General features: G+C 31.3%; 22 protein-coding genes. 9 read left to right on the top strand and 13 right to left on the bottom strand.

The annotated features are described in order from the left end of the window. Window positions 1–11: 11 nt before the first annotated feature. From HM985_RS09975 to HM985_RS09955, 5 genes are all read right to left on the bottom strand, one after another. Complete coding sequence (locus HM985_RS09975; protein WP_179376114.1) at window positions 12–554, bottom strand: hypothetical protein; 543 nt, start codon at window positions 552–554, stop codon at window positions 12–14. 261 nt (window positions 555–815) lie between these two features. Continuing rightward, on the bottom strand, window positions 816–1,223 hold the full coding sequence (locus HM985_RS09970) for a hypothetical protein (protein ID WP_179376113.1): 408 nt from the start codon (window positions 1,221–1,223) through the stop codon (window positions 816–818). A gap of 80 nt (window positions 1,224–1,303) precedes the next feature. Beyond that, window positions 1,304–2,647 carry a hypothetical protein gene (locus HM985_RS09965; protein ID WP_179376112.1) on the bottom strand — a complete coding sequence of 448 codons (1,344 nt, stop codon included), beginning with the start codon at window positions 2,645–2,647 and terminating at the stop codon, window positions 1,304–1,306. 508 nt (window positions 2,648–3,155) lie between these two features. Then, window positions 3,156–5,303 (bottom strand): M3 family metallopeptidase, encoded by a 2,148-nt coding sequence (locus HM985_RS09960; RefSeq protein ID WP_179376111.1) that lies wholly within the window; start codon window positions 5,301–5,303, stop codon window positions 3,156–3,158. Between the two features lie 179 nt (window positions 5,304–5,482). Next, a complete protein-coding gene (locus HM985_RS09955) occupies window positions 5,483–6,196 on the bottom strand; it encodes a peptidylprolyl isomerase (RefSeq protein ID WP_179376110.1) in 714 nt (237 codons plus the stop codon). Window positions 6,197–6,198: 2 nt separating this feature from the next. Here HM985_RS09955 and HM985_RS09950 point away from each other — a divergent pair, with 2 nt between their 5' ends. Next, window positions 6,199–6,843 (top strand): NUDIX hydrolase, encoded by a 645-nt coding sequence (locus HM985_RS09950; RefSeq protein ID WP_179376109.1) that lies wholly within the window; start codon window positions 6,199–6,201, stop codon window positions 6,841–6,843. 49 nt (window positions 6,844–6,892) lie between these two features. Next, window positions 6,893–7,693 carry a lysophospholipid acyltransferase family protein gene (locus HM985_RS09945; RefSeq protein WP_179376108.1) on the top strand — a complete coding sequence of 267 codons (801 nt, stop codon included), beginning with the start codon at window positions 6,893–6,895 and terminating at the stop codon, window positions 7,691–7,693. 65 nt (window positions 7,694–7,758) lie between these two features. On the opposite strand, the gene HM985_RS09940 is transcribed toward HM985_RS09945, so the two are convergent. Both HM985_RS09940 and HM985_RS09935 read right to left on the bottom strand, forming a co-directional pair. Next, complete coding sequence (locus HM985_RS09940; RefSeq protein WP_179376107.1) at window positions 7,759–8,391, bottom strand: hypothetical protein; 633 nt, start codon at window positions 8,389–8,391, stop codon at window positions 7,759–7,761. 4 nt (window positions 8,392–8,395) lie between these two features. Next, window positions 8,396–8,890 carry an RNA polymerase sigma factor gene (locus HM985_RS09935; RefSeq protein WP_179376106.1) on the bottom strand — a complete coding sequence of 165 codons (495 nt, stop codon included), beginning with the start codon at window positions 8,888–8,890 and terminating at the stop codon, window positions 8,396–8,398. A gap of 313 nt (window positions 8,891–9,203) precedes the next feature. On the opposite strand from HM985_RS09935, the gene HM985_RS09930 reads away from it, so the two are divergent. Continuing rightward, on the top strand, window positions 9,204–10,475 hold the full coding sequence (locus tag HM985_RS09930; protein WP_179376105.1) for an NAD(P)/FAD-dependent oxidoreductase: 1,272 nt from the start codon (window positions 9,204–9,206) through the stop codon (window positions 10,473–10,475). A 64-nt stretch (window positions 10,476–10,539) separates the two neighbouring features. On the opposite strand, the gene HM985_RS09925 is transcribed toward HM985_RS09930, so the two are convergent. Next, complete coding sequence (locus HM985_RS09925; protein WP_317167134.1) at window positions 10,540–11,004, bottom strand: lysoplasmalogenase; 465 nt, start codon at window positions 11,002–11,004, stop codon at window positions 10,540–10,542. A gap of 380 nt (window positions 11,005–11,384) precedes the next feature. Between HM985_RS09925 and HM985_RS09920 the strand changes: the two genes are divergently transcribed. The 3 genes from HM985_RS09920 (at window position 11,385) to HM985_RS09910 (ending at window position 15,616) form a co-directional block, all read left to right on the top strand. Further along, a complete protein-coding gene (locus HM985_RS09920) occupies window positions 11,385–13,535 on the top strand; it encodes a TonB-dependent receptor (RefSeq protein WP_179376104.1) in 2,151 nt (716 codons plus the stop codon). A gap of 91 nt (window positions 13,536–13,626) precedes the next feature. After that, complete coding sequence (locus tag HM985_RS09915) at window positions 13,627–14,349, top strand: energy transducer TonB (protein ID WP_179376103.1); 723 nt, start codon at window positions 13,627–13,629, stop codon at window positions 14,347–14,349. Between the two features lie 262 nt (window positions 14,350–14,611). Then, entirely contained in the window at window positions 14,612–15,616 is a 1,005-nt protein-coding gene (locus tag HM985_RS09910) for a sugar kinase (RefSeq protein ID WP_179376102.1), read from the top strand. A gap of 94 nt (window positions 15,617–15,710) precedes the next feature. On the opposite strand, the gene HM985_RS09905 is transcribed toward HM985_RS09910, so the two are convergent. Further along, the gene (locus tag HM985_RS09905) at window positions 15,711–16,223 is read right to left on the bottom strand and encodes a VOC family protein (RefSeq protein ID WP_179376101.1); all 513 of its coding nucleotides are present in this window, start codon (window positions 16,221–16,223) and stop codon (window positions 15,711–15,713) included. 158 nt (window positions 16,224–16,381) lie between these two features. Here HM985_RS09905 and HM985_RS09900 point away from each other — a divergent pair, with 158 nt between their 5' ends. Next, on the top strand, window positions 16,382–16,657 hold the full coding sequence (locus tag HM985_RS09900) for a winged helix-turn-helix transcriptional regulator (protein ID WP_179376100.1): 276 nt from the start codon (window positions 16,382–16,384) through the stop codon (window positions 16,655–16,657). Window positions 16,658–16,672: 15 nt separating this feature from the next. On the opposite strand, the gene HM985_RS09895 is transcribed toward HM985_RS09900, so the two are convergent. Beyond that, a complete protein-coding gene (locus tag HM985_RS09895; protein WP_179376099.1) occupies window positions 16,673–17,479 on the bottom strand; it encodes an AraC family transcriptional regulator in 807 nt (268 codons plus the stop codon). Window positions 17,480–17,657: 178 nt separating this feature from the next. On the opposite strand from HM985_RS09895, the gene HM985_RS09890 reads away from it, so the two are divergent. Beyond that, window positions 17,658–19,166 (top strand): succinate CoA transferase, encoded by a 1,509-nt coding sequence (locus tag HM985_RS09890; protein ID WP_179376098.1) that lies wholly within the window; start codon window positions 17,658–17,660, stop codon window positions 19,164–19,166. A 102-nt stretch (window positions 19,167–19,268) separates the two neighbouring features. Here HM985_RS09890 and HM985_RS09885 read toward each other — a convergent pair whose 3' ends face one another. Further along, entirely contained in the window at window positions 19,269–19,784 is a 516-nt protein-coding gene (locus tag HM985_RS09885; protein ID WP_179376097.1) for an ankyrin repeat domain-containing protein, read from the bottom strand. A gap of 69 nt (window positions 19,785–19,853) precedes the next feature. Then, the gene (locus tag HM985_RS09880; protein WP_179376096.1) at window positions 19,854–21,380 is read right to left on the bottom strand and encodes a catalase; all 1,527 of its coding nucleotides are present in this window, start codon (window positions 21,378–21,380) and stop codon (window positions 19,854–19,856) included. 95 nt (window positions 21,381–21,475) lie between these two features. Between HM985_RS09880 and HM985_RS09875 the strand changes: the two genes are divergently transcribed. After that, complete coding sequence (locus HM985_RS09875; protein WP_179376095.1) at window positions 21,476–22,396, top strand: LysR substrate-binding domain-containing protein; 921 nt, start codon at window positions 21,476–21,478, stop codon at window positions 22,394–22,396. 157 nt (window positions 22,397–22,553) lie between these two features. Here HM985_RS09875 and HM985_RS09870 read toward each other — a convergent pair whose 3' ends face one another. Further along, window positions 22,554–23,984 (bottom strand): FAD-dependent oxidoreductase, encoded by a 1,431-nt coding sequence (locus HM985_RS09870; RefSeq protein ID WP_179376094.1) that lies wholly within the window; start codon window positions 23,982–23,984, stop codon window positions 22,554–22,556. Between the last annotated feature and the right edge of the window lies 1 nt (window position 23,985).

Genomic DNA, 23,985 nt, shown 5'->3' with positions numbered 1-23,985 from the left:
TTTCGAAGGTTTTAACAAGAGAAACAGAAATCAGGTAGTTTTGGGATAGAACAATTTTTATTTTGTAGATTCATTAATGAAGGATTATAACCATTGTCTTCTATTTCCCATTTTTCAATGATGTCTTTACTAATTTCTACACCTTTTATGCCTTTATTTATAAGTATTTTTTGAAGTGTACAGTAGTTATATAACTCAGGGTTGTTAAGTATTGAAAATCGCCCACCCACTATTTGTAAATTCTCCAATCCTTTTAAAGATTCTAAATTTTCATTATTACCTATTTCTATGTTACCAGCACATTTTTGCAATGTTTTTAGTAATATTAAATTTAATCCATCATAATTTTCTATCATAATTGAGCCATCTATTTCTGTATACATTCCAGAAGCAAATTCTTCTAGGTTTTTAGTGGTTAAGTTACCAATCCATATTTTTTGTTCTCCTGCGTCAACTAAATAATTATTTAGCATTTCTGATTTTTGATCGGAATTATAATTGATAACACCTGTAAATGAGATGATAAGAAGTGATAAAGTAATTTTTATACCCATAATTAAATATTAAAATGCTGTGTTTCTATGATTTTGAAGTAACTAATTTAGTAATTAAAAATCTAATGAGAAATTTGAAATAATATTGAAAGGAGTAATAAGTGGTTGTGAAATTTAGATATAAGGTTCTAATGTTCAGGAAACTATGTGAAAAATCTAAAGAAAACGATTTGATAGTTATCCTATCTTTTTAGGCTTAGCTATTTACTTTTACAGGCTTATAGATAATTTGTTGTTTATAAGCATCTTATTTATAGGTTTTTAGTGTTTATTATTGTCAATTATAAAATGAATTGAAGAAAGATTTTGTAGCAGTAATCGCATTTTTGCCTTTATTTTTTTTACATAAAGATATTTTAGAATAAAATAGCCTATTGCAAATAAAGGGAAAGCCAACATTAATATAAAAATAGGTAATGCTGGATATTGATAATTAATGAACACTAAATTAGTTTGTAGGTATGTTACGTGATTTGGTAGTTCATTGTTTTTTTTGCTTTTAATAATTTCATAAAGTGGTGTTTTTATTTCTTTATAAAATGATATAAATTGGCTTAGTTTAGAGAAAAAAGTGCCTTCTTTAAAGATTCCATCTTCTTTTAAAATTTCATCACCTAAAACGAGTAAATATTTTAGTTGTCTAGAATAATCTTCGGTTTTTGTAGTCATTTTTTAATTTAGAAATTGTTTACGTTTTATATATAATCAACTGTCTGTTTAATATTATGTTATGTGGTTTTGTGGTGGTTTTAGTGATTATAAATGTATTCTATTTCTAAATTTACTTTTTCTTCATCATCAGTAATAGTATAATTAGTAACCAAGTTATCGTCGTTTAATTGGTAAATACCTTTTAATTCATACATATCTTTATCGGTGTCTTGTTGAGCATTAGAGTAATATTTATGATACGTTTTTTTGTTTTTCTTTTCTATCTTAAATTTTCGGTATTGCAACACTTCTCCATCTTGATAAGAGGTGTAAGTATGTAAATATGGAAAAACATTTTGATCGGTAAAACAATTTCTAGTCCAAACAACATTATTTATATAGCGTATTTCACAATTTTTTTCGTTTATAGTTTTGGATAATGAATTTTGAGATGCGTATGTATCATCTATCATAATTATATAATTTTCAATATTTTTTTTGTCATTTTTTAGATAGTATACGTTGGTTTCATTGGCATCACCAATATTTTGAAAAGAGATCATTTTATCATCATCATAACTAAATATTGTTGTTGTGCCCTGATCATTAATTGTCTTTTTTAAAATGTCATTTTCATAGATATACTGTATAGATCTAGATATTTTACCAGCTCTATCAAATAAAATTAGTTTATCAATTTGTCCTTTTTTATTGATTTCAATACTACGTTTTAGCATTTTTTCTTCGCTACCAATGCTCACAGATAAATTCATTTTTTTTAAATTTTCTGGTAAGGTATTGAATAAGTTAGCATCTTGACCTAATCGATTATTAAGAAAAGCTTTATATACATCATCTAAAAAAGAATTCATTATTAGTCTTGATTTTTCTGTAAAATTATTTTTATTCTGTAATAACGCTAGTGCTTCTTTGTACTTTTCATTATTTATCACATAAGACGATTGTGTGTTGAGTCCCATTTGTTCTGCTACAAATTCGGTACTCTTTTTAATTATATTTTTAAATTGTACATCGTCTTCTATATTCCCGTTCCAATAAGCTACTCCTTGAAAGGTATTGGCTAAAGACGATAAGTCTAATTTTTGTCCATTTTCAAAGAGTATTAAAGTATGTTGGTATTGTTTTATAATTTCAAATGAATCTTCTTCAAAATTTTTTAAAAGTTCTTTTTCTTCATCATCTACAGGTCCTCCCATTATACTTACAGTGGGGTCGTCGTATTCTTTTTGTACATCAATTAAAATCAAATAAGATTTACCGGAAGCAATACGTAAGGTGTCTATTTTAAAAGTTGTTTTCTCTTCAGAGCCAAACGTAAGAGTAGCATTATCAGTTGAGGCAGCGTTTTGTTTTGGGTTATCTTGAGCTACGGCTGTTAACGATAATAGTGCTATGCTTAATGAGATAAATAATATTTTCATATATGATATTTAATTCTTTTGATGGTCATTTTTTTTTACAATCAACATATTTGTGTGTCAGTTAATTGTGTGGTTTGTTACTAATTTAACTAATAATAGCCAAATAGAAAATCCTTCTGTTTTTTGTGCTTTATTAAAAAAAAGCAATTGATTATATAGGTGTAAGTATTAGTTTTTATCAATTAGAAGAATGATTTTCTGTCTTAATATTTGTTGAATGCCTGAATAGTATTTTAATTTTTTCAATATGAACTATTACAGATTTATCAAAAAAGAAGCGATTAGGTCTTAGTATTCTTGAATAATTTTTTAGAACACCTTTTTCCTACACAGTTTTTTGTATATAATTCATGAATGTTATTGAAACCATTGTGGCTAGGATTGTTTTCATAGAATTATGACGTTGTGTTTAGTTGATAAATAGCTTATTACATAAAAAAAATCATAGTTATTTAGAGCTAAAGAGATCTTGATAACTATGATTTAAGTAAAAATTACATAATTTAATTTATTCAGGTATAGGGAATCCTCGATCTCTCATTAAAGCCTCAATGTTGGCGTCACGACCTCTAAACTTTTTATATGCTTCAGCAGGATCCATTGCATTACGGGGCGAAAATAAATACTTTAATAATTTATCTGCAACGGCTTTATCATAAAATCCGCCTTCTGCTTCTTTAAATGCTTCAGAAGCATCGCTTGTTAGAACATCAGCCCACATATAACCATAATAAGCAGTGGCATAACCTTCACCAGAAAACACATGTCCAAATTGTGGTGTTCTATGACGCATTGGTAATTCTTTGGGCATTCCTAATTCGTCTAAAGTTTCACGTTCAAAAGTGTCAATATCTATATCTGATGGATCCGCTAAATGTAATTTCATGTCCATTAATGCAGAAGCTAAATATTCTGTAGTGCCAAAACCTTGATTAAACGTAGAGGCTTTCTTTATTTTTTCGACTAAAGTAGCCGGAATTGGCTCACCAGTTTTGTAATGCACTAAATAGTTGTTAATGACTTTATCTGTAGATAACCAGCGCTCTAATAACTGAGATTGAAACTCTGTATAATCTCTAACACCACCATTTAAAGTTGGGTATTTTACATCTGCAGAAAAGAAATGTAATGCATGGCCAAACTCATGGAAAAACGTAGTGGCATCATCCCAGGATACTAAAACAGCTTCGCCTGGTGCTGGTTTTACAAAGTTAGAATTATTAGAAGCTAATACATTGGTGTCACCTTCAAAAGAGGTTGAGCTTCTGTAAGTCGTTGCCCAAGCGCCAGAACGTTTTCCTTCACGCGCGTAAGGATCTAGATACCATAAACCAATATGTTTACCTGACGTTTTATCTGTTACTTCCCAAACTTTTACATCTTCATGAAATACAGTAACGGAACCTTCTGCAACAGGCGTAAATTTGTAATTAAACAATTCACCAGCTGTAAAGAACATCGCTTCTGTTAGCTTATCTAATTGTAAATATTGTTTGACTTCGTCGCTGTCTAAATCGTATTTCTTTTTACGCACTTTTTCTGCATAATATCTGTAATCCCAAGGTTCAATAGTAATAGCGTCACCAAGTTCATTAGCAACGGTTTGCATATCGGCTACTTCTTCTTTAACTCTAGCAGTTGCAGCTGGCCAAACAGCCATCATTAAATCCATAGCATTTTCTGGCGTTTTTGCCATACGATCTTGTAAACGCCATTCTGCATAATTTTTATAGCCCATTAAGCCAACACGTTCTTTACGTAGTCTCAGGATTTTCGCAATCATGTCGTTATTGTCAAATTCATCTCCATTATCACCTCTAGCATAGTAATTTTTCCATACTTTTTGTCGCAATTCACGTTCAGTAGAGTAGGTAAGAAACGGATCCATTGAAGAGCGTGTGTTTGTAATAGCATATTTTCCTTCTTGCCCTTTATCGGTTGCTATTTTTGCTGCCGATTTTATAAAACCATCAGCTAAACCACCTAATTGGTTTTTGTTTAAATAAGTGATGTAGTTTTCTTCGTCATGCAAGACGTTATTAGCAAAATCGGTGTAAAGCGAAGACAGTTCTTTGTTAATCTCTGCATAACGCTTTTTCTTTTCTGCATCGAGGTTGGCACCATTCATCTCAAACTGTTTGTAGGTTAAGTCTACGACACGCTGTGCTTGAGATTCTAAAGGCGTTTTTTGAGAAGCTTCGTAAACTGCTTTTATGCGTTGAAATAGTTTTTCGTTTTGTGAAATTTTAGATCTAAAATCAGAAAGTTTTGGTGCTAGTTCTACTTGTACAGCTCTAAATTCTGTTGAAGAAACATTTCCTCCCATAATTCCATAATAAGCACTTACGCGACTTAAGGCTTTACCGGCACTTTCCATAGCAACAATTGTGTTTTCAAAAGTTGGGGCTTCAGTATTGTTAGCAATAATTTCAATTTCTGCTAAGTTAAGCTTCATAGCTTCTTCCATTGCTAGTTTAATGGCTTCAACAGAAATTTTATCAAAGGCAGGAACACCATCATAAGGTCCTGTCCATTCTTGGATAAGTACGTTATCGCTCATAGCTTTTTCAGTTGTTTTAGGGCTACTATCTTCTTTGCAGCTTACTAAAAAAATCATACTGCAAATAATGGTAGTTGTAATGGATTTATTTATCATGTGTAATCGTTTTGGAATATTAAATAGAGGTTGAATTATATTAAGGAAACAAGATACTGAAATTACAATTGACAATATTAAAATAGTTAATAATTCCTGCAGATTTAACGCTTTCATTTATATATGAAATTTTACAGAGAACAGTTCATTATAAATTAACTTCTTTATGGATTTTATGGTTACTTAATCAATTCTACATTTCTGATATAAACATTACTTAGTGGCCAATCTCCTTCATCTGTTTTTACGTTAGCAATTTCATCTACAACGTCCATCCCCAAGGTTACTTCACCAAAAACAGTATAATCTCCATCTAAATAATCAGCACCTCCATCGCGTTGAATAATAAAAAACTGAAAAGGTGATGCTAATTTATAAGCGTTTTCAATTTCACTACTGGGCATAGAAACAGCACCTCGTTTATGTGTGTAACCTCTTTTGGTATCTGGTGGTAGTAGGTAATGCCCAATCTTTTGTCGTCTTTTGGCAATATTGTAATCATCACTACTACCCCCTTGAATTACAAAGTTTTTTACGACTCTGTAAAATTGGGTATTCTTAAAATAATTACGTTTGGTGAGGTAAACGAAATTAGCTCTATGAAATTTTGTTTTATCATACAATTGAATTTCAATAACTCCAAAATCAGTAGTGATTCTAATTTTGTTTTCAGGGTTTTCTTTTTCATATTTTAAAAAGAATTCCATAGCATTATCGTCAGTAAGTATCGGGAATTCTGGCTCTGTTTTCGGTTTGGGTTGACTTTCAGTTTTAGAAATGGTAGAATCTTTTGCAACGGAGGTGTTTTTATGTTTTGAAGTTTGCTTATCTTCACAATTCATTAGTAATAACCCAATGGTGATAACCATTGGAAATAATAATTGAAATCTCATAAATGCTATTTAATAGGTTTTTAGAATCTGTAGTAAAAATAAAACATCTTGAGCTTTTTGGCGAAGACTCTCATGCTAAAATGTCTCCACCTTATAGGTTAGAATTGGCAGAAGAAATGAAAAGCAAGTCAGAAACAGCCAGGAAAGCAGGTGTTATGGCATTGTTTTACCCTAAAACGAATGATGAAACCTACTTGGTTCTTATTCTTCGTAAAACTTATAAAGGGGTTCATTCTGCTCAAGTAGGATTTCCTGGTGGAAAATATGAAGATGAAGATGAAAACGATTTAAAAGAAACGGCCATCAGAGAAACTGAAGAAGAAATAGGTGTGTCTAGGATGCATTTTGATGTTTTAAAAACGATGTCTCCAATATATATACCACCTAGTAACTTTATGGTTTATCCTTATATTGGGGTGTCTAAAGAATATTTAATTTTTACAAAACAAGATGAAGAAGTCGAAGCTGTTATTGAGGTAAAGCTGACTGATTTTTTAAGTGAAAGCTGTACTTTAACTACAACTGTGCCAACATCTTTAGGCGTAGAAGTCGATGTGCCTGCTTTTAAATTTAATGGTCATATTGTTTGGGGAGCAACAGCGATGATGCTTGGTGAGATTAAAGACTTGTTAAAAATAGTTCTATAATTTAACATTATGTTTACATTTGTGGTCAAGATAAATGGTAAATATAATTATGGGATTATTTAAACGAAATCCTTTTGGACATATACTTTGGGTCAAAAAATGGTTGATTAGAATCTTAGGTGCTTTAACACATCGTCGTTTTAGAGGATTTAATGAATTACAGATTGAAGGTTCTGAAATTATTAAAAACCTACCAGAAACTAATGTTCTATTTATTTCTAATCATCAAACTTATTTTGCAGATGTAATTTCTATGTTTCATGTGTTTAATGCTAGTTTAAGTGATCGCGAAGACTCTATTAAAAACATAGGTTATTTATGGAATCCTAAGCTTAATGTATACTACGTTGCAGCAAAAGAGACGATGAAATCTGGTCTTTTGCCAAAAATTTTGGCTTATGTTGGTTCTATTAGTATTGAGCGTACATGGAGATCTCAAGGGAAAGATGTTAACCGACAAGTAAAAATGAGCGATATCTCTAGTATAGGAAAAGCGCTTAATGATGGTTGGGTAATTACATTTCCGCAAGGCACAACAACACCTTTTAAACCTATTAGAAAAGGGACAGCACACATTATTAAACGTTATAAACCTGTAGTTGTACCTATTGTTATCGATGGTTTTAGACGTTCTTTTGATAAGAAAGGATTGCGTGTTAAAAAGAAAAATATCTTTCAATCTTTTGAAATTAAAGCACCTTTAGAAATCGACTATGAAAATGAGTCGATAGATTCTATAGTTGAAAAAATTGAATATGCAATAGAGCAACACCCTTCATTCTTAAAAGTGATTCCGCAAGCCGTACTTGAGGAAAATGAGCGTTTAAATAGAGAATTACGAGATATGTAGGTTTTAAGTTTTAATATAAAAAAAAGTCAGCAATTAGATTGCTGACTTTTTTTATTCCTATTTTTTTAGATCTCTAATTTCTTTAATTCATTATAGTTTTTATTTAAGCGCTTAATTAAAATGCCATAAATTAACTTATAAAATAACCATATTAGCGTTAAGAAAATAGCTGTAATAACTATTGTTACTAAAAGCATTACCGCTAATTGAGCAGATGAAGCTGTACTTATTTTTTCTGAAAGCTCAGGATGTTCACTTATAGAAAATGAAAGCGAAATAGGAATAGTTACCAGTGCTAAAAAAAGATTATATAGAACATAGTATTTTATAATTTTTCTTGTTTTTAGAATGCTCTTCATTAATTTTTTAGCATTGTCAGTTACAGAGATTGCCTTTTGTGCTTTCCAAAGAAGATAGACAAATAAAACAATAACGATATAACTAACGATGTTGAGGGCGACATACACCCAACTATGGCTTATTGCTTCAAGTTGTGCTTTCATACTATCTGAAAGTACAAAAGGTAGAAAATTTATCAATATCCAAAAAACTAATTCTGCCATACTAATGTAAAACAATGTTTTTACAATGGTAGAGGATTTTCTGTGACTCATTTTATAAATATCGCTATTGGTAAATGAGGTATATTGATTGTCGGATTTTTTCCAATCCTTTTTTAATAAATCTAATTCATCCATAATGTTACGGATTTAGTATGGTTCTTAATTTCTTTTTTACGCGATTCATTTTCACTCTTGCATTGACTTCACTAATACCTAATGTCGCGCTTATTTCTCTATAGTCTTTGTCTTCTAAATACAAGAACACTAAGGCTTTTTCGATGTCATTTAACTGGTGAACAGCTTGATATAAGAGCTTTAATTGTTGCTCTTCTGTATCATCATATTCTTCAGCCTTTATTTTGTACTCAACAGTATCAAACTCTTGCGTGTTAATGCTCCTTTTCGATTTTCTATACAATGTAATTGCCGTATTCAACCCAACACGATACATCCAAGTACTAAACTTTGCCTCACCTCTAAATTTAGGATAAGCACGCCATAATTGTATGGTAATTTCTTGAAACAAATCGTTATGAGCATCAACATTGTTAGTGTACAAACGGCACACTTTATGCACAATATTTTGATGCTTTTGCAATTGTTCTACAAAACTATGTTCTAGTTCTTTATTCAATTATTATAATGGTTGGTTATTTTATTAGTAGTAATAGTTGTTGTATTGTTACAAGTTTTATAATTTTTTTAGAAATAATTATATTTAAACATTTAATCAGTGTACAGTTTGAAAGATTTTGCATGTTAAAAATAAGTGAAATAATTACCCGATTGTGATTTTATAAATGCATTAATTATCAAATTTTTAAAAATACCCGAATAAATAGACCTCTTTATTGTTTTTAAGCGAATTCTATGATTTCATGATTTAGGGAGGTTATTTCGGCTTTTATAATTTGTACTTTTGTGGGTGTAATCTCAACCTTAATTTAATGAATATTCCTCAGTCCAGTCTACCAAGAGTTGTCATCATAGGGGGTGGCTTTGCAGGTATTAACTTAGCAAAATCTTTAGCAAATAAAAATGTTCAGGTCGTACTTATTGACAAACGTAATTATCATACGTTTCAGCCTTTATTATACCAAGTCTCTAGCTCGGGATTAGAACCAGATTCTATTGCTTATCCTTTAAGGAAGGTTATTAAAAAACATAATACAACTTATTTTCGTTTGGCAGAGGTAGAGCAAATTCTACCAGATAGTAATGAAATTATTACTTCAATAGGAAACTTAACTTACGATTTTTTAGTTATTGCAACAGGTACAAAAACAAATTATTTTGGTAATAAAGCTATTGAATCTAATAGTATGCCAATGAAATCTGTTCCGCAAGCACTTAATATAAGAAGTCTTATTTTACAGAATTTTGAAAAAGCAGCTATCGCAGATTCTAATGAGGCGCGAGAAGCCTTTTTGAATTTTGTAATTGTAGGCGCAGGACCAACAGGAGCAGAACTTGCTGGCGCAATAGCAGAGTTGAAAAATAATATTTTACCTAGAGATTATCGAGATTTAGACCCTGATGATATGCACATTCATTTATTAGAAGGTGCGGATCGTGTGTTACCACCTATGAGCAAGCATGCCTCTAAGAAAGCATTAAAGTTTCTTAATAAATTAGGGGTTAAAGTGCATTGCAATACTTTTGTTAAGCATTACGATGGAAAAACAGTAACAACCAATTCTGATCTCGTATTAGAATCTGAAACTTTAATTTGGGCGGCAGGAGTTACAGGTGCTCCAGTTCAGGGTTTAAAGGCAGAAGCTGTTTTAGATAGAATTAACCGTTATAATGTCAACCGATTTAACCAAATAGAAGGTTATACAAATATTTTTGCGCTTGGAGATATTGCGTTGATGGAAACAGAAGCTTATCCTAAAGGGCATCCACAAGTTGCTCAACCTGCAATTCAACAAGGTAAATTATTAGGAAAAAATTTATTAAAATTAATAGATAATAAACCAATGAAACCCTTTGTTTATAGAGACAAAGGTTCAATGGCAACGATAGGTAGAAATAAAGCAGTGGTAGATTTAAAACACTACAAATTTGGTGGCTTTTTTGCGTGGTTTATCTGGATGTTTGTTCATCTAATGTCTTTAGTAGGATTTAGAAACCGAGTGATTGTTCTTTTTAATTGGGTTTATAATTATATTAATTTTGATAAAGCAGCACGCCTTATTATAAGACCTTATAAGAAGTAGGTATTAAATTACCTTCATTTAATATATAAACCTCAGTTGTTATTCCTTAATACCAACTGAGGTTTTATGTTTTTAGGATGCCTATAACCATAAAATACTGAGCTAAGGCATACGTTATCAAGATACTTATATTAGAAAAGGGTAGTGGTTTGTAAAACTTGTTAATGGCCAAAATACCATCTGATAATATAAGGAATATTGCTCTCAAAAATACTAGAATAAAACTAAGATGGTTTATATTTTCTCTTCTCCAAAATGCTGTTGTTACCATGCACAATATCACTAAGATGTAAATGATTACTAGGATTAGCATATCATTTAAACCTTCTTTTAATAAATAAAATAAGCCTATGGCATAAATAAGCAATAGACCCGTAAACTTAAATGGGAATTTCTTAGTATTTCTATGTTTTAAAAACACTAAAATACACATAATATGTGCTGTTAAAAAAGCGATTAGACCTAAGGTGAAAAAATGTTCAGATTGCGCAACAAACATTAAAAAGAGGTCACCAACAACAGCGCACACTAAAGCAGCTAATATAAATGTTTTTGTTGGTTTGGTTTTGGATTTAGAGGTTCTTACGAATCATAAAATAAGACTAATAACAATAGCGGGTTATACAGAATAGTGAACCATTTTAAGAGACTCAAAGCTGACTGTTAAAAGTTCAAGAAAGACAATAATAAAAAAATAATACTGAAGTTTTTTTCGATTTTAGACGGCATAAATTAATCGTTTTTAGTTTACTTAGTACCCGTTTAAAGTAGAGATTCTTTAAATATATTCAATTCGTCATAGATAATTAACAGTTCAGGAAACAGGAATTTTATTAGGGATAATTAAATGTCAAGTTTGTATTGTAATTAAAGCTTAATTCTCTTTTGGGCTTTATAATCAATCAACTCATGTACAAATCAATCACTTTAATCATCTTGTTTTTAATCTCTTTAGGTAATGCACAAACTAATATTACAGGACAAGTTCTAAATTCTAAGAATCAACCAATCATTGGTGCCAATGTTTATTTAGAAGGAACTTACGATGGAGCAACAACAGATAAAGCGGGAAGGTTTAACTTTTCAAGTGAAGAAGGAGCAATTCAAACTTTAATAATTTCTTTTCTATCATTTGAAACCAAAACGATAACTGATAATGTTTCAAAATTTAAAAATCTTCAGATTCGATTACGAGAAGATGTAGAAAGTCTAAATGCTGTTATCATTAGTGCGGGGACGTTTGAAGCCAACGATAATAGTAAGGTTTCAGTACTAAATGCTTTAGATGTTGTAACTACAGCAAGTGCTTTAGGTGATTTTGTTGGTGCATTACACACGTTACCAGGAACATCTAATGTGGCCGAAGACGGTCGTTTATTTGTAAGAGGTGGTAGTGCAGATGAGACACAAATATTTATAGACGGCATCCGTGTGTTTACGCCATTTTCACCTTCTACAAGTAATACACCAACACGAGGACGTTATTCACCTTTTTTGTTTGATGGAATTACGTTCTCTACAGGTGGTTATTCTGCAGAGTATGGACAAGCTTTATCTAGTGTGTTGCTTTTAAATACGATAGATGAACCTAATCAAGAAAAAACGGATATAGGTATAATGAGTTTAGGTGCTAGTTTTGGAAATACTCAGAAATGGGAAAAAACGTCTTTAAGTTTTAAGGCATCTTATGTAAACCTTTCCCCTTATTTGTCGGTTTTTAAAGATAAAAATGATTGGAAAACTCCTTTTATTGTTGCACAAGGCGAGACGGTGTTTAGGCAAAAGTTAAATCAAGGAATATTTAAGTTTTACGCCGCTTTTGACGCGACTAAATTAGAATTAAATCAAGAAGATATCAATTACGATGAAGCCATTAATTTTAAATTAAATAATCATAATTTTTACATTAATACGTCTTACAAAGGAAGCTTAGGCAATAGTTGGAGCATACTTTCGGGTGTAAGTTATACTTACGCCAAGGATAAAATAGGGGGTGAATTTCAGCGAATAGAAGATACTGAGAATTCAGCACATTTAAAGTTGAAATTAAAAAAACGGTTCAGTAGTAGATTAAAGCTAAGCTTTGGTGTAGAACAATTTATAACAGATTTTAAAGAGAATTTTACTGAAGATTTTATAAACGAAACTTACGGATTTAATAATAACATTACAGCTGGTTTTACAGAAGGAGACATTTTATTTTCTAAAAAATTAGCTCTAAAAATTGGTTTGCGTGCAGATTATAGCGCTATATTTAAAACTATCGATGTGGCACCAAGAGCAGCATTTGCTTATAAAAGTTCTAAAAATGGTCAATTTTCTTTAGCTTATGGAAGTTTTTATCAGAACCCAAATATTTCTATTTTAAAATTTGAAGACGCTTTAAAAGCTCAGAAAACCTCTCATTACATTCTTAATTATCAATATGTAGATAATGGTAAAATTTTTAGAGCGGAAGCATATAGAAAAGATTATGATAATTTAGTAAAATTTGATACCGATTTAGAACAATACAATAGTAACTTCAGCTCAACAGGAAACGGGTATGCTCAAGGTGTAGATCTTTTTTGGCGAGATAATACAAGTATTAAAGCCATAGATTATTGGGTTAGTTACTCGTATTTAGATACAGAACGTAATTACAGAAATTTTGAAACTTCAGCACAACCTAATTATGCAACAAACCATAATCTGTCTGTTGTTGGTAAATATTGGATTGATAAATGGAAAAGTCAGGTAGGTTTGTCTTATAGTTTTTCTTCAGGCAGACCTTACACAAATCCCAATACTAATAGCTATTTAGGTGAGCAGACAAAATCATTTAATAGTCTTAGTTTAAACTGGTCTTATTTAATAGACCAACAAAAAATTTTATATATTTCAGTAGATAATGTTTTAGGTTTTAAAAATATAAATGGTTATCAATATGCAGACACACCAAATCTCAATGGTCATTTTGATAGAAGAGCATTAACGCCAGCTGCAGATCAGTTCTTTTTTGTTGGTTTCTTCTGGACAATTAGTAAAGATGGTAATGAGAATCAGTTAGATAACTTGTAAAGTCTAAGTTGCTGGCTTTAAGTTAAACATGATTAATATCATAATTTAAATCTAGTATAAGATTTAACTTTATACTATTAAATTAAACGTCATGGAACTCAAAAAAAACCCAAAAGCTAATGTAGGCCGAAACAGTAATCTATACTTTGCTGTAGGCTTAAATGTAATGTTACTTATAACATATATAGGACTTGAACATAAGAGCTATGAGACTGAAGAAATTAAAATAGACCTCTTAATGTTAGAAGATCAATACGATGAGGATATACCAATTACAAAAATTAATATTCCACCACCACCTCCACCACCAAAACAAGTAGTTACGGAAGCAATTACGTTAGTCGAGGATGAAGAAGAAGTAGAGGAAACTGTAATTAAGAGTACAGAAGTTGGTCAAGATGATATCATTGAAGAAGTTGTTGAAGTTGAGGAAGTTGAAGTTGAAGAAGTTGAAGAAGATGTAGAAGTACCCTTTGCACTAATTGAGAAAGTACCTCAGTTCCCTGGATGTAAGGGAAACAATGCAGAATTGAAAGCCTGTTTTGAACAAAAAATGCAAGCCCATTTACAGAAAAACTTTAGATACCCAAAAGCTGCCTCAGACTTAAATATACAAGGTAAAGTTTACGTTTTCTTTTTAATAGACAAAACCGGGCGAGTTTCTAAAATAAAATCTAGAGGCCCAGACCAACTTTTAGAAACAGAAGCAGAGCGTATTATTAGTCTTTTACCTAAAATGATTCCTGGTCAACAAAGAGATATGGCTGTAAGTATGCCTTACAGTGTGCCCATTAATTTTAAATTAATGCAGTAGTAAACAACAGTATCTCTAATCTATATTATGTTTATTTGAGGACAGAATCTCTGAAAAGAGGTTCTGTTTTTTATGAGAGTATGTCATAAAAATAAACGTGTATTTATATCTGTTTTAAAATATTTGAGACTTAATTAAGGATAAATTTATTTAAGTAAATTTAAGTCAGTATCTTTTATCTTTCAAAGCTTTAAATTGAAAATTTCATAAAGTTTTAAGACATTAAAGTTGAATTTGAGAGATTTAAAAAAAACATATTTAAATGGAGCAAATTATTACATTCGGTGAAGTTTTAATGCGAATTTCACCTAGAGGAAATAAAAAATTTATGCAATCTAATATTGCTGAATTTTATTTTGGTGGTACCGAGTTAAATGTTGGTATTTCTATTGCTAATTTTGGTGGTAAAGTAAAGCATATCAGTGTTGTTTCTGATGATTTTATAGGAGAGACCGCTTTATCTTATATTAGAAAATTTGGTGTCAGTACATCTTCAATTGAATATTCGTCCAGACCTTTAGGTGTTTATTTTTTAGAAGTTGGTGCGGTAATGCGTCCGAGTAAAATTTCTTATAACAGATCGCATTCTTCTTTTTCAGAAATAAAGCCTTCTATGGTAGATTGGAATAAAGCATTGAATAAAGGAAATTGGTTGCATTGGACGGGGATTACACCAGCCTTAAGTGAAGGTGCTTTTAAAACTTTAAAAGAAGGTTTGGTTTTAGCCAAAGAAAAAGGAATCACGGTTTCTGCAGACCCAACATATCGAAGTGGTTTATGGCAGTATGGCAAAGAAGCGAAATCATCTTTAATAGAATTATTAGAGTATTCTAATATTTTTATAGGGGGTGTCAATGAAATTAATGAAGTATTAGGTACAGATTATAGTTATTCTAATGAAGATTTTCTAAAAGCGAGTAAAGAGCTGATGGAAAAATTTCCTTCTATAGAAAAAGTATTTGATAAAATTAGAACATCCTTAAATTCTTCGTGGCATAAAATTAGAGCCAGAATGTGGAATGGTACTGAATTTAAAGAATCAGAAGATTTAGATATTACGCATGTGGTTGATAGAATAGGAACAGGCGATGCTTTTGCTGCAGGGTTAATTCATGCTTTGCAACAATATGATGATTTTAAAGCTATGCAATTTGCTAGTGCTGCTTGTGCATTAAAACACACCTATGAGGGTGATGTTAACTACGCCAACGCCAAAGATGTAATGTCTATTTTAGAAGGTAATGTATCTGGGCGTTTTGTACGCTAAAACATTTTTTGCATACTAAAGTAAAAGAATAATAGCTTGCCTATCTTAAGTGTAAAACCACTTTTTAGATCTGCAAGCTATAATTTATTTCAATCTATTTAGCGTAAGCACCAGATGAATAAGTTAACTCATAACTGTGTGTGTAGATTTCAAAAACAATTCCAAAAGGATCTTCAACATAACACATTTTAAAAGGTTTATCCTCTGGGTAATATTCTCTAATGGGCATTCTTTGTTTTCCACCGTAAGCCACTACTTTTTCAATTAGGTCTTCAATATTTGGGTCTTGTACACAAAAATGGAAGAGTCCTGTATTAAATGGATTAAATTCGGGAGCTTCTTTTACTCCTTGTGGAAAAGAGAATAATTCAACACCAATACCATCAGAAGTTGCTAAATGTGCAATTTCAAATTCTGTCCAATCATCACCAAAAACATCAATACACATTTGGCCAATAGCCGTCTCTGATTCCTTTTTAACTGTAGAAGGTTTCATAATAATATACCAACCCATAACTTCAGAATAGAACTTTACAGCTTTTTTAATATCAGGAACCGTAATACCTATGTGCGAAAATGATTTTGGATAATGTTTGGTGTCTTTCATAATAACTTAATTTTAGATTATAAAAATAATTTATATTTGCCTATTAGGCAATAACTTACCAAAAAGTGGTGTAGTTACCTAAACGAGTAAAATGTTGATTTTTAATTATATATTTTTTTATTTTGAATAAAGAAAATAATTGTCCTTTGAATTATACCATGAATTTAATAGGAACAAAATGGAAACCCTTAATTTTATTTCATTTATTAGAAGGCGGATTGCGTTCTGATATCTTACAAAAACAAATTTCAGGAATTTCTAATAAGATGTTTACGCAAACCGTAAGACAGCTAGAACATGATGGATTAATTACTAGAAAAGTTTACCCTGTTGTGCCACCAAAAGTAGAATACCAATTAAGTGCTAGAGGAAAATCTTTAGAAGCTATTTTAAGAAGTTTAGATCAATGGGGCTTAGAAGATGGAAAGGAATAATTAGGCTGTTGTTTGTTAAGAGTCTAAATATATTTCGTTAGATTTTCTATATTCTGAAGGTCGTTTTCCCATAACCTTACTAAAGGTATTACTAAATGTAGGTAAGCTGCTATAGCCAACCATATTTGCAATTTCCGATATGTTATAGTCAGAGTTCATTAAATACTCTAAAGACTTAAATATGCGCAGTTGTGTGTAATATTTAATGAAAGACATGCCTACATCTTTTTTAAACAGGCGATAAAGGGATTTATCCGTCATGCTAAATTTTGAAGCGAGCTGAGGTAATAAATGTTCTTGATGTATTTGATCTGTTAGGTAGTTAATAATATTAGTTAAGCGACTATCTGTTGGTTGCGGTAACTCTAAGTGTAAGGACTTAGAGACTGTTTGTTCTAAAAGTGCTTTAAAAGCATAAACAATAGCATACTTGTTTTTTTGCGCTTTTACGATATCACCTTTCCAATTTTTAGTAAATAATAGAAGTTCCATTAATAAATTATTAATAGGGTAGATACCTTCTGTGTTATAAAATTTTGAAGAATTACTAGGCATAGGGAAATATAAATTTCTCATAATAACCTTTGGTGTGCTTGGGTAGATGGCATGCTTTACTCCCGGCGGAATCCACATATAGTGTCTTGCGGGCAAATAGTATATTCTATTTTTAGTTTTAACATGTACAACACCACCTTCGGTATATAGAAATTGACCTTTATCATGACGGTGCGGTTCTATAAATTTTTCTCCCATTAAATTATGGTAACAAAATATGCTCAGGGGGTTCTTATCAACTTCAGTTAAATAATACTTTGTATTCATAATTTGTAGAATAGCGTCTTTGTTGCACTAAATTAATAAAATATTGTCTTATATTAATAAATAGACAATCAATATCTTGCATAAATTGCATCTTAGTTTTGTGAAAAACTTAAATAAACTAAATATAACAATCAAATAGGTAATTTTTTTACCTAAAACTTACTAAATACTTAATATTATGCAACGAATTAAATATTCTGCTTTTTTAGATAAAATACAGTCTGCAGGAGAGGCCGCTTTACTCATTAAAAACCATAATATTGTAGGGGTTAGTGGTTTCACTAAGGCTGGAGATAGTAAAACTGTTTTACCACAAGTTGCTAAAAGAGCACTTTACGAAGATTTAAAGATTACAGTACTAAGTGGTGCGTCTTTAGGTTATGATACAGATGCCGATTTAGCAAAAAATGGAGCATTATATAAAAGAATGCCATTTCAAGCAGATCCAACACTTAGAAAAAGTATAAATAACCATGATGTTCTTTATGTAGATCAACACTTAGGGCAAACAGCAGATATGCTTCAAAAAATAGACAAATTCAAAATTGATATTGCTATCATTGAAGCGGTGGCTATTACAGAAGAAGGTTACATAGTACCAACAACTTCAGTAGGTAATTCGCCTATTTTTACAGAGAATGCAGATAAAATTATTATTGAAATCAATACTACTTTTCCAGAGACTCTAGCTGGTATTCATGATGTTAAGATTTTAAAAAAACAACCGAACCGTGAAATAATCCCTGTGATGAAATCTGATACAAGGATTGGAGATCCATATATAAAGATAGATCCAAGTAAAGTAGCAGCTATCGTTTATACAGAAGTACCAGATAGTCCTGCTGTGATTGCAGATCCAGATGAAAAAACAAAAGCAATCTCTAGTCATATACTCAAGTTTTTAGAAAATGAAGTAGAAGAGGGGAGGCTAACAGAATCATTATTGCCGTTACAAGCAGGTATAGGTAAAACGGCGAATGCTATTCTATCAGGGTTTACAAATTCTAAGTTTAAAAATCTAACCATGTATTCAGAAGTGCTTCAGGATAGTACTTTTGAGCTTATCGATTCAGGAAAATTATTATTCGCATCAGCATCTTCTATAACGGTTACTGAAGCGTGTTCTAATAAAGTATTTAATAATTTTGAGCAGTATAAGGATAAACTTTTATTAAGACCTCAAAACATAAGTAATGCTGCTGAAGTAATTAGCCGTTTGGGTGTTATAGGTATTAATACAGCAATAGAAGTTGATATTTATGGGAACGTAAATTCTACACATATTGGTGGTACTAAAATGATGAACGGAATTGGTGGTTCTGGTGATTTTGCTAGAAATGGTTATTTAAGCATATTTGCTTGTCCTTCGATATCTAAAGAAGGTCGTATTTCTCATGTTGTGCCAATGGTTTCTCATACGGATCATACAGAACACGATGTTGATATTTTAGTAACAGAACAGGGCTTAGCTGATTTAAGAGGATTGGCACCTATAGAAAGAGCAGGACTTATAATAGAAAACTGTGTACATCCAGAATATAAGGATCAAATGCTAGATTATTTTGAAGAAGCTTATAGTATTGGTGGCCAAACACCTCATATTTTAGAAAAAGCGTTCAGCTGGCACACGCAGTTAAAAACGAAGGGAACTATGAAGGTTAATGAACTGGTAAGTCAATCAATTTAAATTTATCAATTTTTAATTTAAATATAAAATGACTTATTAAAAAGACAAGATTACGGTCTCAATTAATAAGTCATTTTACTTATAGTAGATAAAGTTTATCTTCTACTTTTTTAAGAGCGCAATAATTTCTTCATTGCCTTGCATTTCCGCATGTTTCAATGCTGTATTTCCTCTTCCATCTTGCAGCGATTGGTTTGCATCATTATTTAATAATAATTCAGCTATTTTAGTATGTCCAAATGTGCTCACATAAATAAGAGCAGTGGCTCCATTATAATTTTGTTGGTTAATTGCAGCACCATTTTCTACTAGAATTTTTGCAATATCAAAATAACCTTTAAAACAAACTCCCATTAAAGCCGTATTACCTGATAAATCTTTAGCGTTAATGTCACTGCCTTTTTCTATTAAGTAAGTAACAATTTCAGTCTGTTCATTATAAGCAGCAAGAATTAAGGGAGTAAAACCTTTGCTATCTGCAGTGTTGATAATTGCATTATTTGAAGTGTATAATGCTTTAAGTTTTTCTAAATCTCCATTTCTAGAAACTTCAAAAACAGTTTGTCCATAACTACCTAAAGTTAAAATTAGGGTAAGAATGAGTAAAATATTTTTCATTGTATTACTTTTTTAAAAACAAATAGAGAGGTTGCACTGGCAGCTCCCTCCCTACTCATCAACCATGTACTATTTCTTTTTCATAAAATCTTTAGCAGAAAAACCTAACGCTTCTGCAATACGCATTCCGTAATCTCTATCTGCCTGATAGAAATAACCAATCATTGTCATTTGTATGTTTTTATCCGTTACCTGACCTAAATCACCACTTAAATTTTTAATTAAATTATCTTGTTGATCTTTAGTAAGAGATCTGTAAAAATCTCCAGGTTGTGCAAAATCATTAGTTTTTGTAATTTTCTTTTGTGTGATAGTTACGTTAGTTAATGTTGTTTCCGACTGCTTGTATTGTTCATCTTCAACTAATCCAGATTTTTCACTTGGCTGATAATTTACATCCGGATTTTCAAATCTTTTGTTTCCAGCGCTATTCCAACTATCAGAATTATAATTTTTAGGATCTTCTAGCGGTTGGTTAATTTTTAACTGTTGAAAATTTGGACCTAATCTATGTCTCTGCGTATCGAAATAAGAAAATAAACGCCCTTGTAATAATTTATCTTCTGAAGGTTCTACTCCAGGAATTAAAGCTCCTGGTGAAAAAGCAATACTTTCAACTTGCTCAAAATAATTTACCGGATTTTGGTTTAAAGTCATAGTGCCAATCTTAATTTTTTCAATTTTATCTGCTGGCCAATCTTTGGTAGCATCTAAAGGCCAAAAATCGAAAGAATGGATATCTTCAGGCTTTATCATTTGTACATATAAATCCCATTGAGGGTAATTCTTATCATCAATATCTTTTCTTAAACTCACCGTTGCATGTTGCCAATCTTTTCCTTGTTGAATTGATGCTTCTTCAGCAGTAAGATTTTTTTCACCTTGCTTAGATACCCAAGAGTATTTTACATAAGTTACTTTTCCTGCTTTATTAATCCATTTGTAGCCATGTACACTGCTACCGTTCATAAATTGGTACCCTTTAGGAATTCCTAAATCGGTGTACAATCTTGTAAGCATATGAGTTGCTTCTGGTACATGAGAAAAGAAATCGAAAAAACGATTTGGATCTTGCTTATTGGTTTCTGGTGAAGGTTTTAAAGAATGTACCATATCTGGAAACTTAATGGCATCTCTAATAAAAAAGATAGGAAGGTTGTTACCAACAATATCATAATTACCTTGTTCTGTATAAAATTTTACAGCAAACCCTCTTGGATCTCTTGCTGTCTCTGGTGAACCTTTTCCGTGGATTACGGTAGAAAAGCGTACGGCTAAATCAGTTTTTTTACCTGCTTCAGCAAATAATACAGCTCTAGTAAAATCAGACATATCTTTTGTAGCTTCAAAATAACCAGATGCTCCAGCGCCTCTTGGGTGAACTACACGCTCAGGAATACGTTCTCTATCAAAAGCTGCTAATTTTTCTACTAAATGAATATCTTCTAATAAAACAGGACCATATTCTCCAACTGTTTTAGAGTTTTGATTATCTCCAACTGGCGCACCATTGTTGGTTGTCATTGTTTTCTCACTTTGTGAAAAACTTACCAAGCCTATAGATAGGATGACTAAGGTTGTAATTATTCTTTTCATGAATTCTTTTTTTTATTTGTTAGTGCAAAAATGGATAGATTCATGGTATTAATCAAATTAATAATTTTTATATTTACATTAATAAAATCTATATAATGACACTTCAACAATTAGAATACATCATCGCTTTAGACACGTATCGGCATTTTGTAACTGCTGCAGAAAAATGTTTTGTAACGCAACCCACTATTACTATTCAGGTTAAAAAATTAGAAGATGAAATTGGGTTTTTAATATTCGATAAGAGTAAGTCTCCTTTTAAACCTTCAGCTTTAGGCGAATTATTTATTAATAAGTCTAAAATAATTTTACGAGAAGTTAATGAGTTAAAAAATATGGTAAGTACCGAATTAGATAGCTTAGTAGGCGAATATAAAATAGGCGTTTTACCAACGGTTTCACCTTATCTAATTCCTTTAATTTCAGGATCTTTTGCTGAAAAATATCCAGATACGATACTTATTATTGAAGAAATGCAGTCCGATCAAATTATCTCGGCATTACAAAAAAAAGAAATTGATATTGGAATATTAGTAACACCACTTAATGAACCTTTCATCAGAGAGATTAAATTGTACAATGAACCTTTTGTATTTTACGGACAGAAAGGAACATTTAATGACAAGAAAGAGGTTTCTGCCAGTGAAATTGAAAACTTAGATAATTTGTGGCTTTTAAAAAATGGACATTGTTTTAGAAATCAGGTTTTAAATATTTGTTCGCAAAGCACAAATCCACAGAATATTCAATTTCAGAGTGGATCTATAGAAGCTTTAAAGAAAATGGTAGATAATTATGGTGGATTTACATTAGTCCCTGAAATGGCCATTAATAAAAACGACAGCGGTTGTAATATTAATTTTACAGAACCAAAACCGATACGTGAAGTAAGTATAGCAGTGCATCATTCGTTTGCAAAAGATAGTTTAATTGATGCCATACGTTTAGAGGTTTTAGACAAAATACCTAAAGGCTTTGTAAAAAATGATCGCTTTATTAAAATTAATTGGCGTTAAGATTATGCATAAAATATGAATATCAATTAGAGACTATTATCGAGACGAAAATCTTCTGGTATAGCTAATATTGAACACATTTTGGTAATGTAATAAAAAAATCCCCATAAATTCTATTAAAGAATCATGGGGATAATAAACTTTATAATTCTAATTATTAATTCTCAATAATCAGTTTTGATAATGCTTCAGGATAACCACGCTCAACAGTTAATTGCGAAGCCAATTGGTCAATCTCGTCTTTAGAAATACAATCTAATAATAAGTTGTGATTTGTTCTTTGAGCTATTACAGGAATAATTTTTTCTTCTTGAATCTTAGTTATAATTTGGTTGGCAACAGTCAGCGCAGAAGAAGCTTTAACAATTTCGCTTCTAGCGTAAGATTTATAAGGAAAACTTACTTCTCCAACTCTTAAGCTTGGATCGTCTCCTGGTATTTGCTGTGCTCCAAAAAGAGGTGGACCACCAACAGTAGCAGATTTAAATGACGGAACAAATTTTGTAACAGATTCAATTGCATTTTCTGTTCTGGTATTGATGTCATCTGTTTTCCAACCACGAAATAATTTCTGATTAATATCTTCTCCAAACTGAGGCTGTGCTTCATTAGTTTTAGACTGTATTAATCCGTCTTTAAATAGCGTGATATTTTCTGTCATGCCATGAATCTGATAATAGTCATCACTATAAGGGGTTAACTGTACCATACCATGTGGTGTGCCACGTTCTCCATGAAAAATAAGTTCAGGAATTAATCCGGGTATCGGCTGCCATTTAGAGACATAGGCAGCTTTAAATTCAATTAAACGCTCTGTGTTAATGTGTAAGGATTCGTCAAATTTCCCCGTTTTAAATCCACAAGAATTAACCAAGTAATTCACTCTGTAAATTTCATCTTTTGTGTGAATTTCCCAGTTGTAATCTACATTTTCATTTGTAACATCTTTAATGTCGATAACCTCAGTACTGGTATTTAGATCACATTTTTCAGTTTTATTTAGGGCTAATTGAGCTTGAGCAGCTAACCTAAAAAGGTTCCATCCATATTCTTGAACTAAAGTTACCGGAGTTTTTAATTTTTCGTAATCAACTAATTTAATTGTATTAGAAATCCACTCGTCAGGAGTGTTCGGTCTCTCAACATTGGGTTGTTCTAATAATTCAATTAAATCTTGTTTAGAATAAATTTTATAATAATCATCCGGGCTACCAAGAATTTCATTTAATGGATCTTCGTCTATTAATGTTTTGTAATACGCTACCAGCATATCTAGACGATTTTGAATGATATCTACAGCGTATTTTTCCGATTTAGGAATGCTAATAAATGTAGGTCTTTTGTCTATAGATTCCGGAAATAAACGCGCCATATCAATGGATTGCTTCATTAATATTCTGCATTGCTCATCAGAAATATCGGGATAGAGGTTTCCACCTGCATGCAAGTGACAAAATGGTGGTCCGTTTACAACACTTTTTTCTTGTTCAAATAAAACACTATCTATTCCGTATTTGGCCAATTCTAAAGCTGTAACAACACCCGAAACACCTCCACCTATAACACCAACATTATAAATTTTATTCATC

It is taken from the genome of Winogradskyella wichelsiae (assembly GCF_013403925.1).
Classification (GTDB): Bacteria; Bacteroidota; Bacteroidia; order Flavobacteriales; family Flavobacteriaceae; genus Winogradskyella; species Winogradskyella wichelsiae.
The sequence above is the reverse complement of the archived record's forward strand: the minus strand, read 5'-3'. Positions and strand labels throughout refer to the sequence as shown.

What these genes read in the sequence shown, in the direction of transcription:
- HM985_RS09945 (WP_179376108.1), top strand. Translation starts at nt 6,893, where the DNA reads ATGGGATTATTTAAACGAAATCCTTTTGGACATATACTTTGGGTCAAA.
- HM985_RS09970 (WP_179376113.1), bottom strand. Translation starts at nt 1,223, where the DNA reads ATGACTACAAAAACCGAAGATTATTCTAGACAACTAAAATATTTACTC.
- HM985_RS09870 (WP_179376094.1), bottom strand. Translation starts at nt 23,984, where the DNA reads ATGAATAAAATTTATAATGTTGGTGTTATAGGTGGAGGTGTTTCGGGT.
- HM985_RS09915 (WP_179376103.1), top strand. Translation starts at nt 13,627, where the DNA reads ATGGAACTCAAAAAAAACCCAAAAGCTAATGTAGGCCGAAACAGTAAT.
- HM985_RS09955 (WP_179376110.1), bottom strand. Translation starts at nt 6,196, where the DNA reads ATGAGATTTCAATTATTATTTCCAATGGTTATCACCATTGGGTTATTA.
- HM985_RS09950 (WP_179376109.1), top strand. Translation starts at nt 6,199, where the DNA reads ATGCTATTTAATAGGTTTTTAGAATCTGTAGTAAAAATAAAACATCTT.
- HM985_RS09895 (WP_179376099.1), bottom strand. Translation starts at nt 17,479, where the DNA reads ATGAATACAAAGTATTATTTAACTGAAGTTGATAAGAACCCCCTGAGC.
- HM985_RS09965 (WP_179376112.1), bottom strand. Translation starts at nt 2,647, where the DNA reads ATGAAAATATTATTTATCTCATTAAGCATAGCACTATTATCGTTAACA.
- HM985_RS09885 (WP_179376097.1), bottom strand. Translation starts at nt 19,784, where the DNA reads ATGAAAAATATTTTACTCATTCTTACCCTAATTTTAACTTTAGGTAGT.
- HM985_RS09940 (WP_179376107.1), bottom strand. Translation starts at nt 8,391, where the DNA reads ATGGATGAATTAGATTTATTAAAAAAGGATTGGAAAAAATCCGACAAT.
- HM985_RS09880 (WP_179376096.1), bottom strand. Translation starts at nt 21,380, where the DNA reads ATGAAAAGAATAATTACAACCTTAGTCATCCTATCTATAGGCTTGGTA.
- HM985_RS09930 (WP_179376105.1), top strand. Translation starts at nt 9,204, where the DNA reads ATGAATATTCCTCAGTCCAGTCTACCAAGAGTTGTCATCATAGGGGGT.
- HM985_RS09910 (WP_179376102.1), top strand. Translation starts at nt 14,612, where the DNA reads ATGGAGCAAATTATTACATTCGGTGAAGTTTTAATGCGAATTTCACCT.
- HM985_RS09875 (WP_179376095.1), top strand. Translation starts at nt 21,476, where the DNA reads ATGACACTTCAACAATTAGAATACATCATCGCTTTAGACACGTATCGG.
- HM985_RS09890 (WP_179376098.1), top strand. Translation starts at nt 17,658, where the DNA reads ATGCAACGAATTAAATATTCTGCTTTTTTAGATAAAATACAGTCTGCA.
- HM985_RS09900 (WP_179376100.1), top strand. Translation starts at nt 16,382, where the DNA reads ATGAATTTAATAGGAACAAAATGGAAACCCTTAATTTTATTTCATTTA.
- HM985_RS09905 (WP_179376101.1), bottom strand. Translation starts at nt 16,223, where the DNA reads ATGAAAGACACCAAACATTATCCAAAATCATTTTCGCACATAGGTATT.
- HM985_RS09975 (WP_179376114.1), bottom strand. Translation starts at nt 554, where the DNA reads ATGGGTATAAAAATTACTTTATCACTTCTTATCATCTCATTTACAGGT.
- HM985_RS09920 (WP_179376104.1), top strand. Translation starts at nt 11,385, where the DNA reads ATGTACAAATCAATCACTTTAATCATCTTGTTTTTAATCTCTTTAGGT.
- HM985_RS09960 (WP_179376111.1), bottom strand. Translation starts at nt 5,303, where the DNA reads ATGATAAATAAATCCATTACAACTACCATTATTTGCAGTATGATTTTT.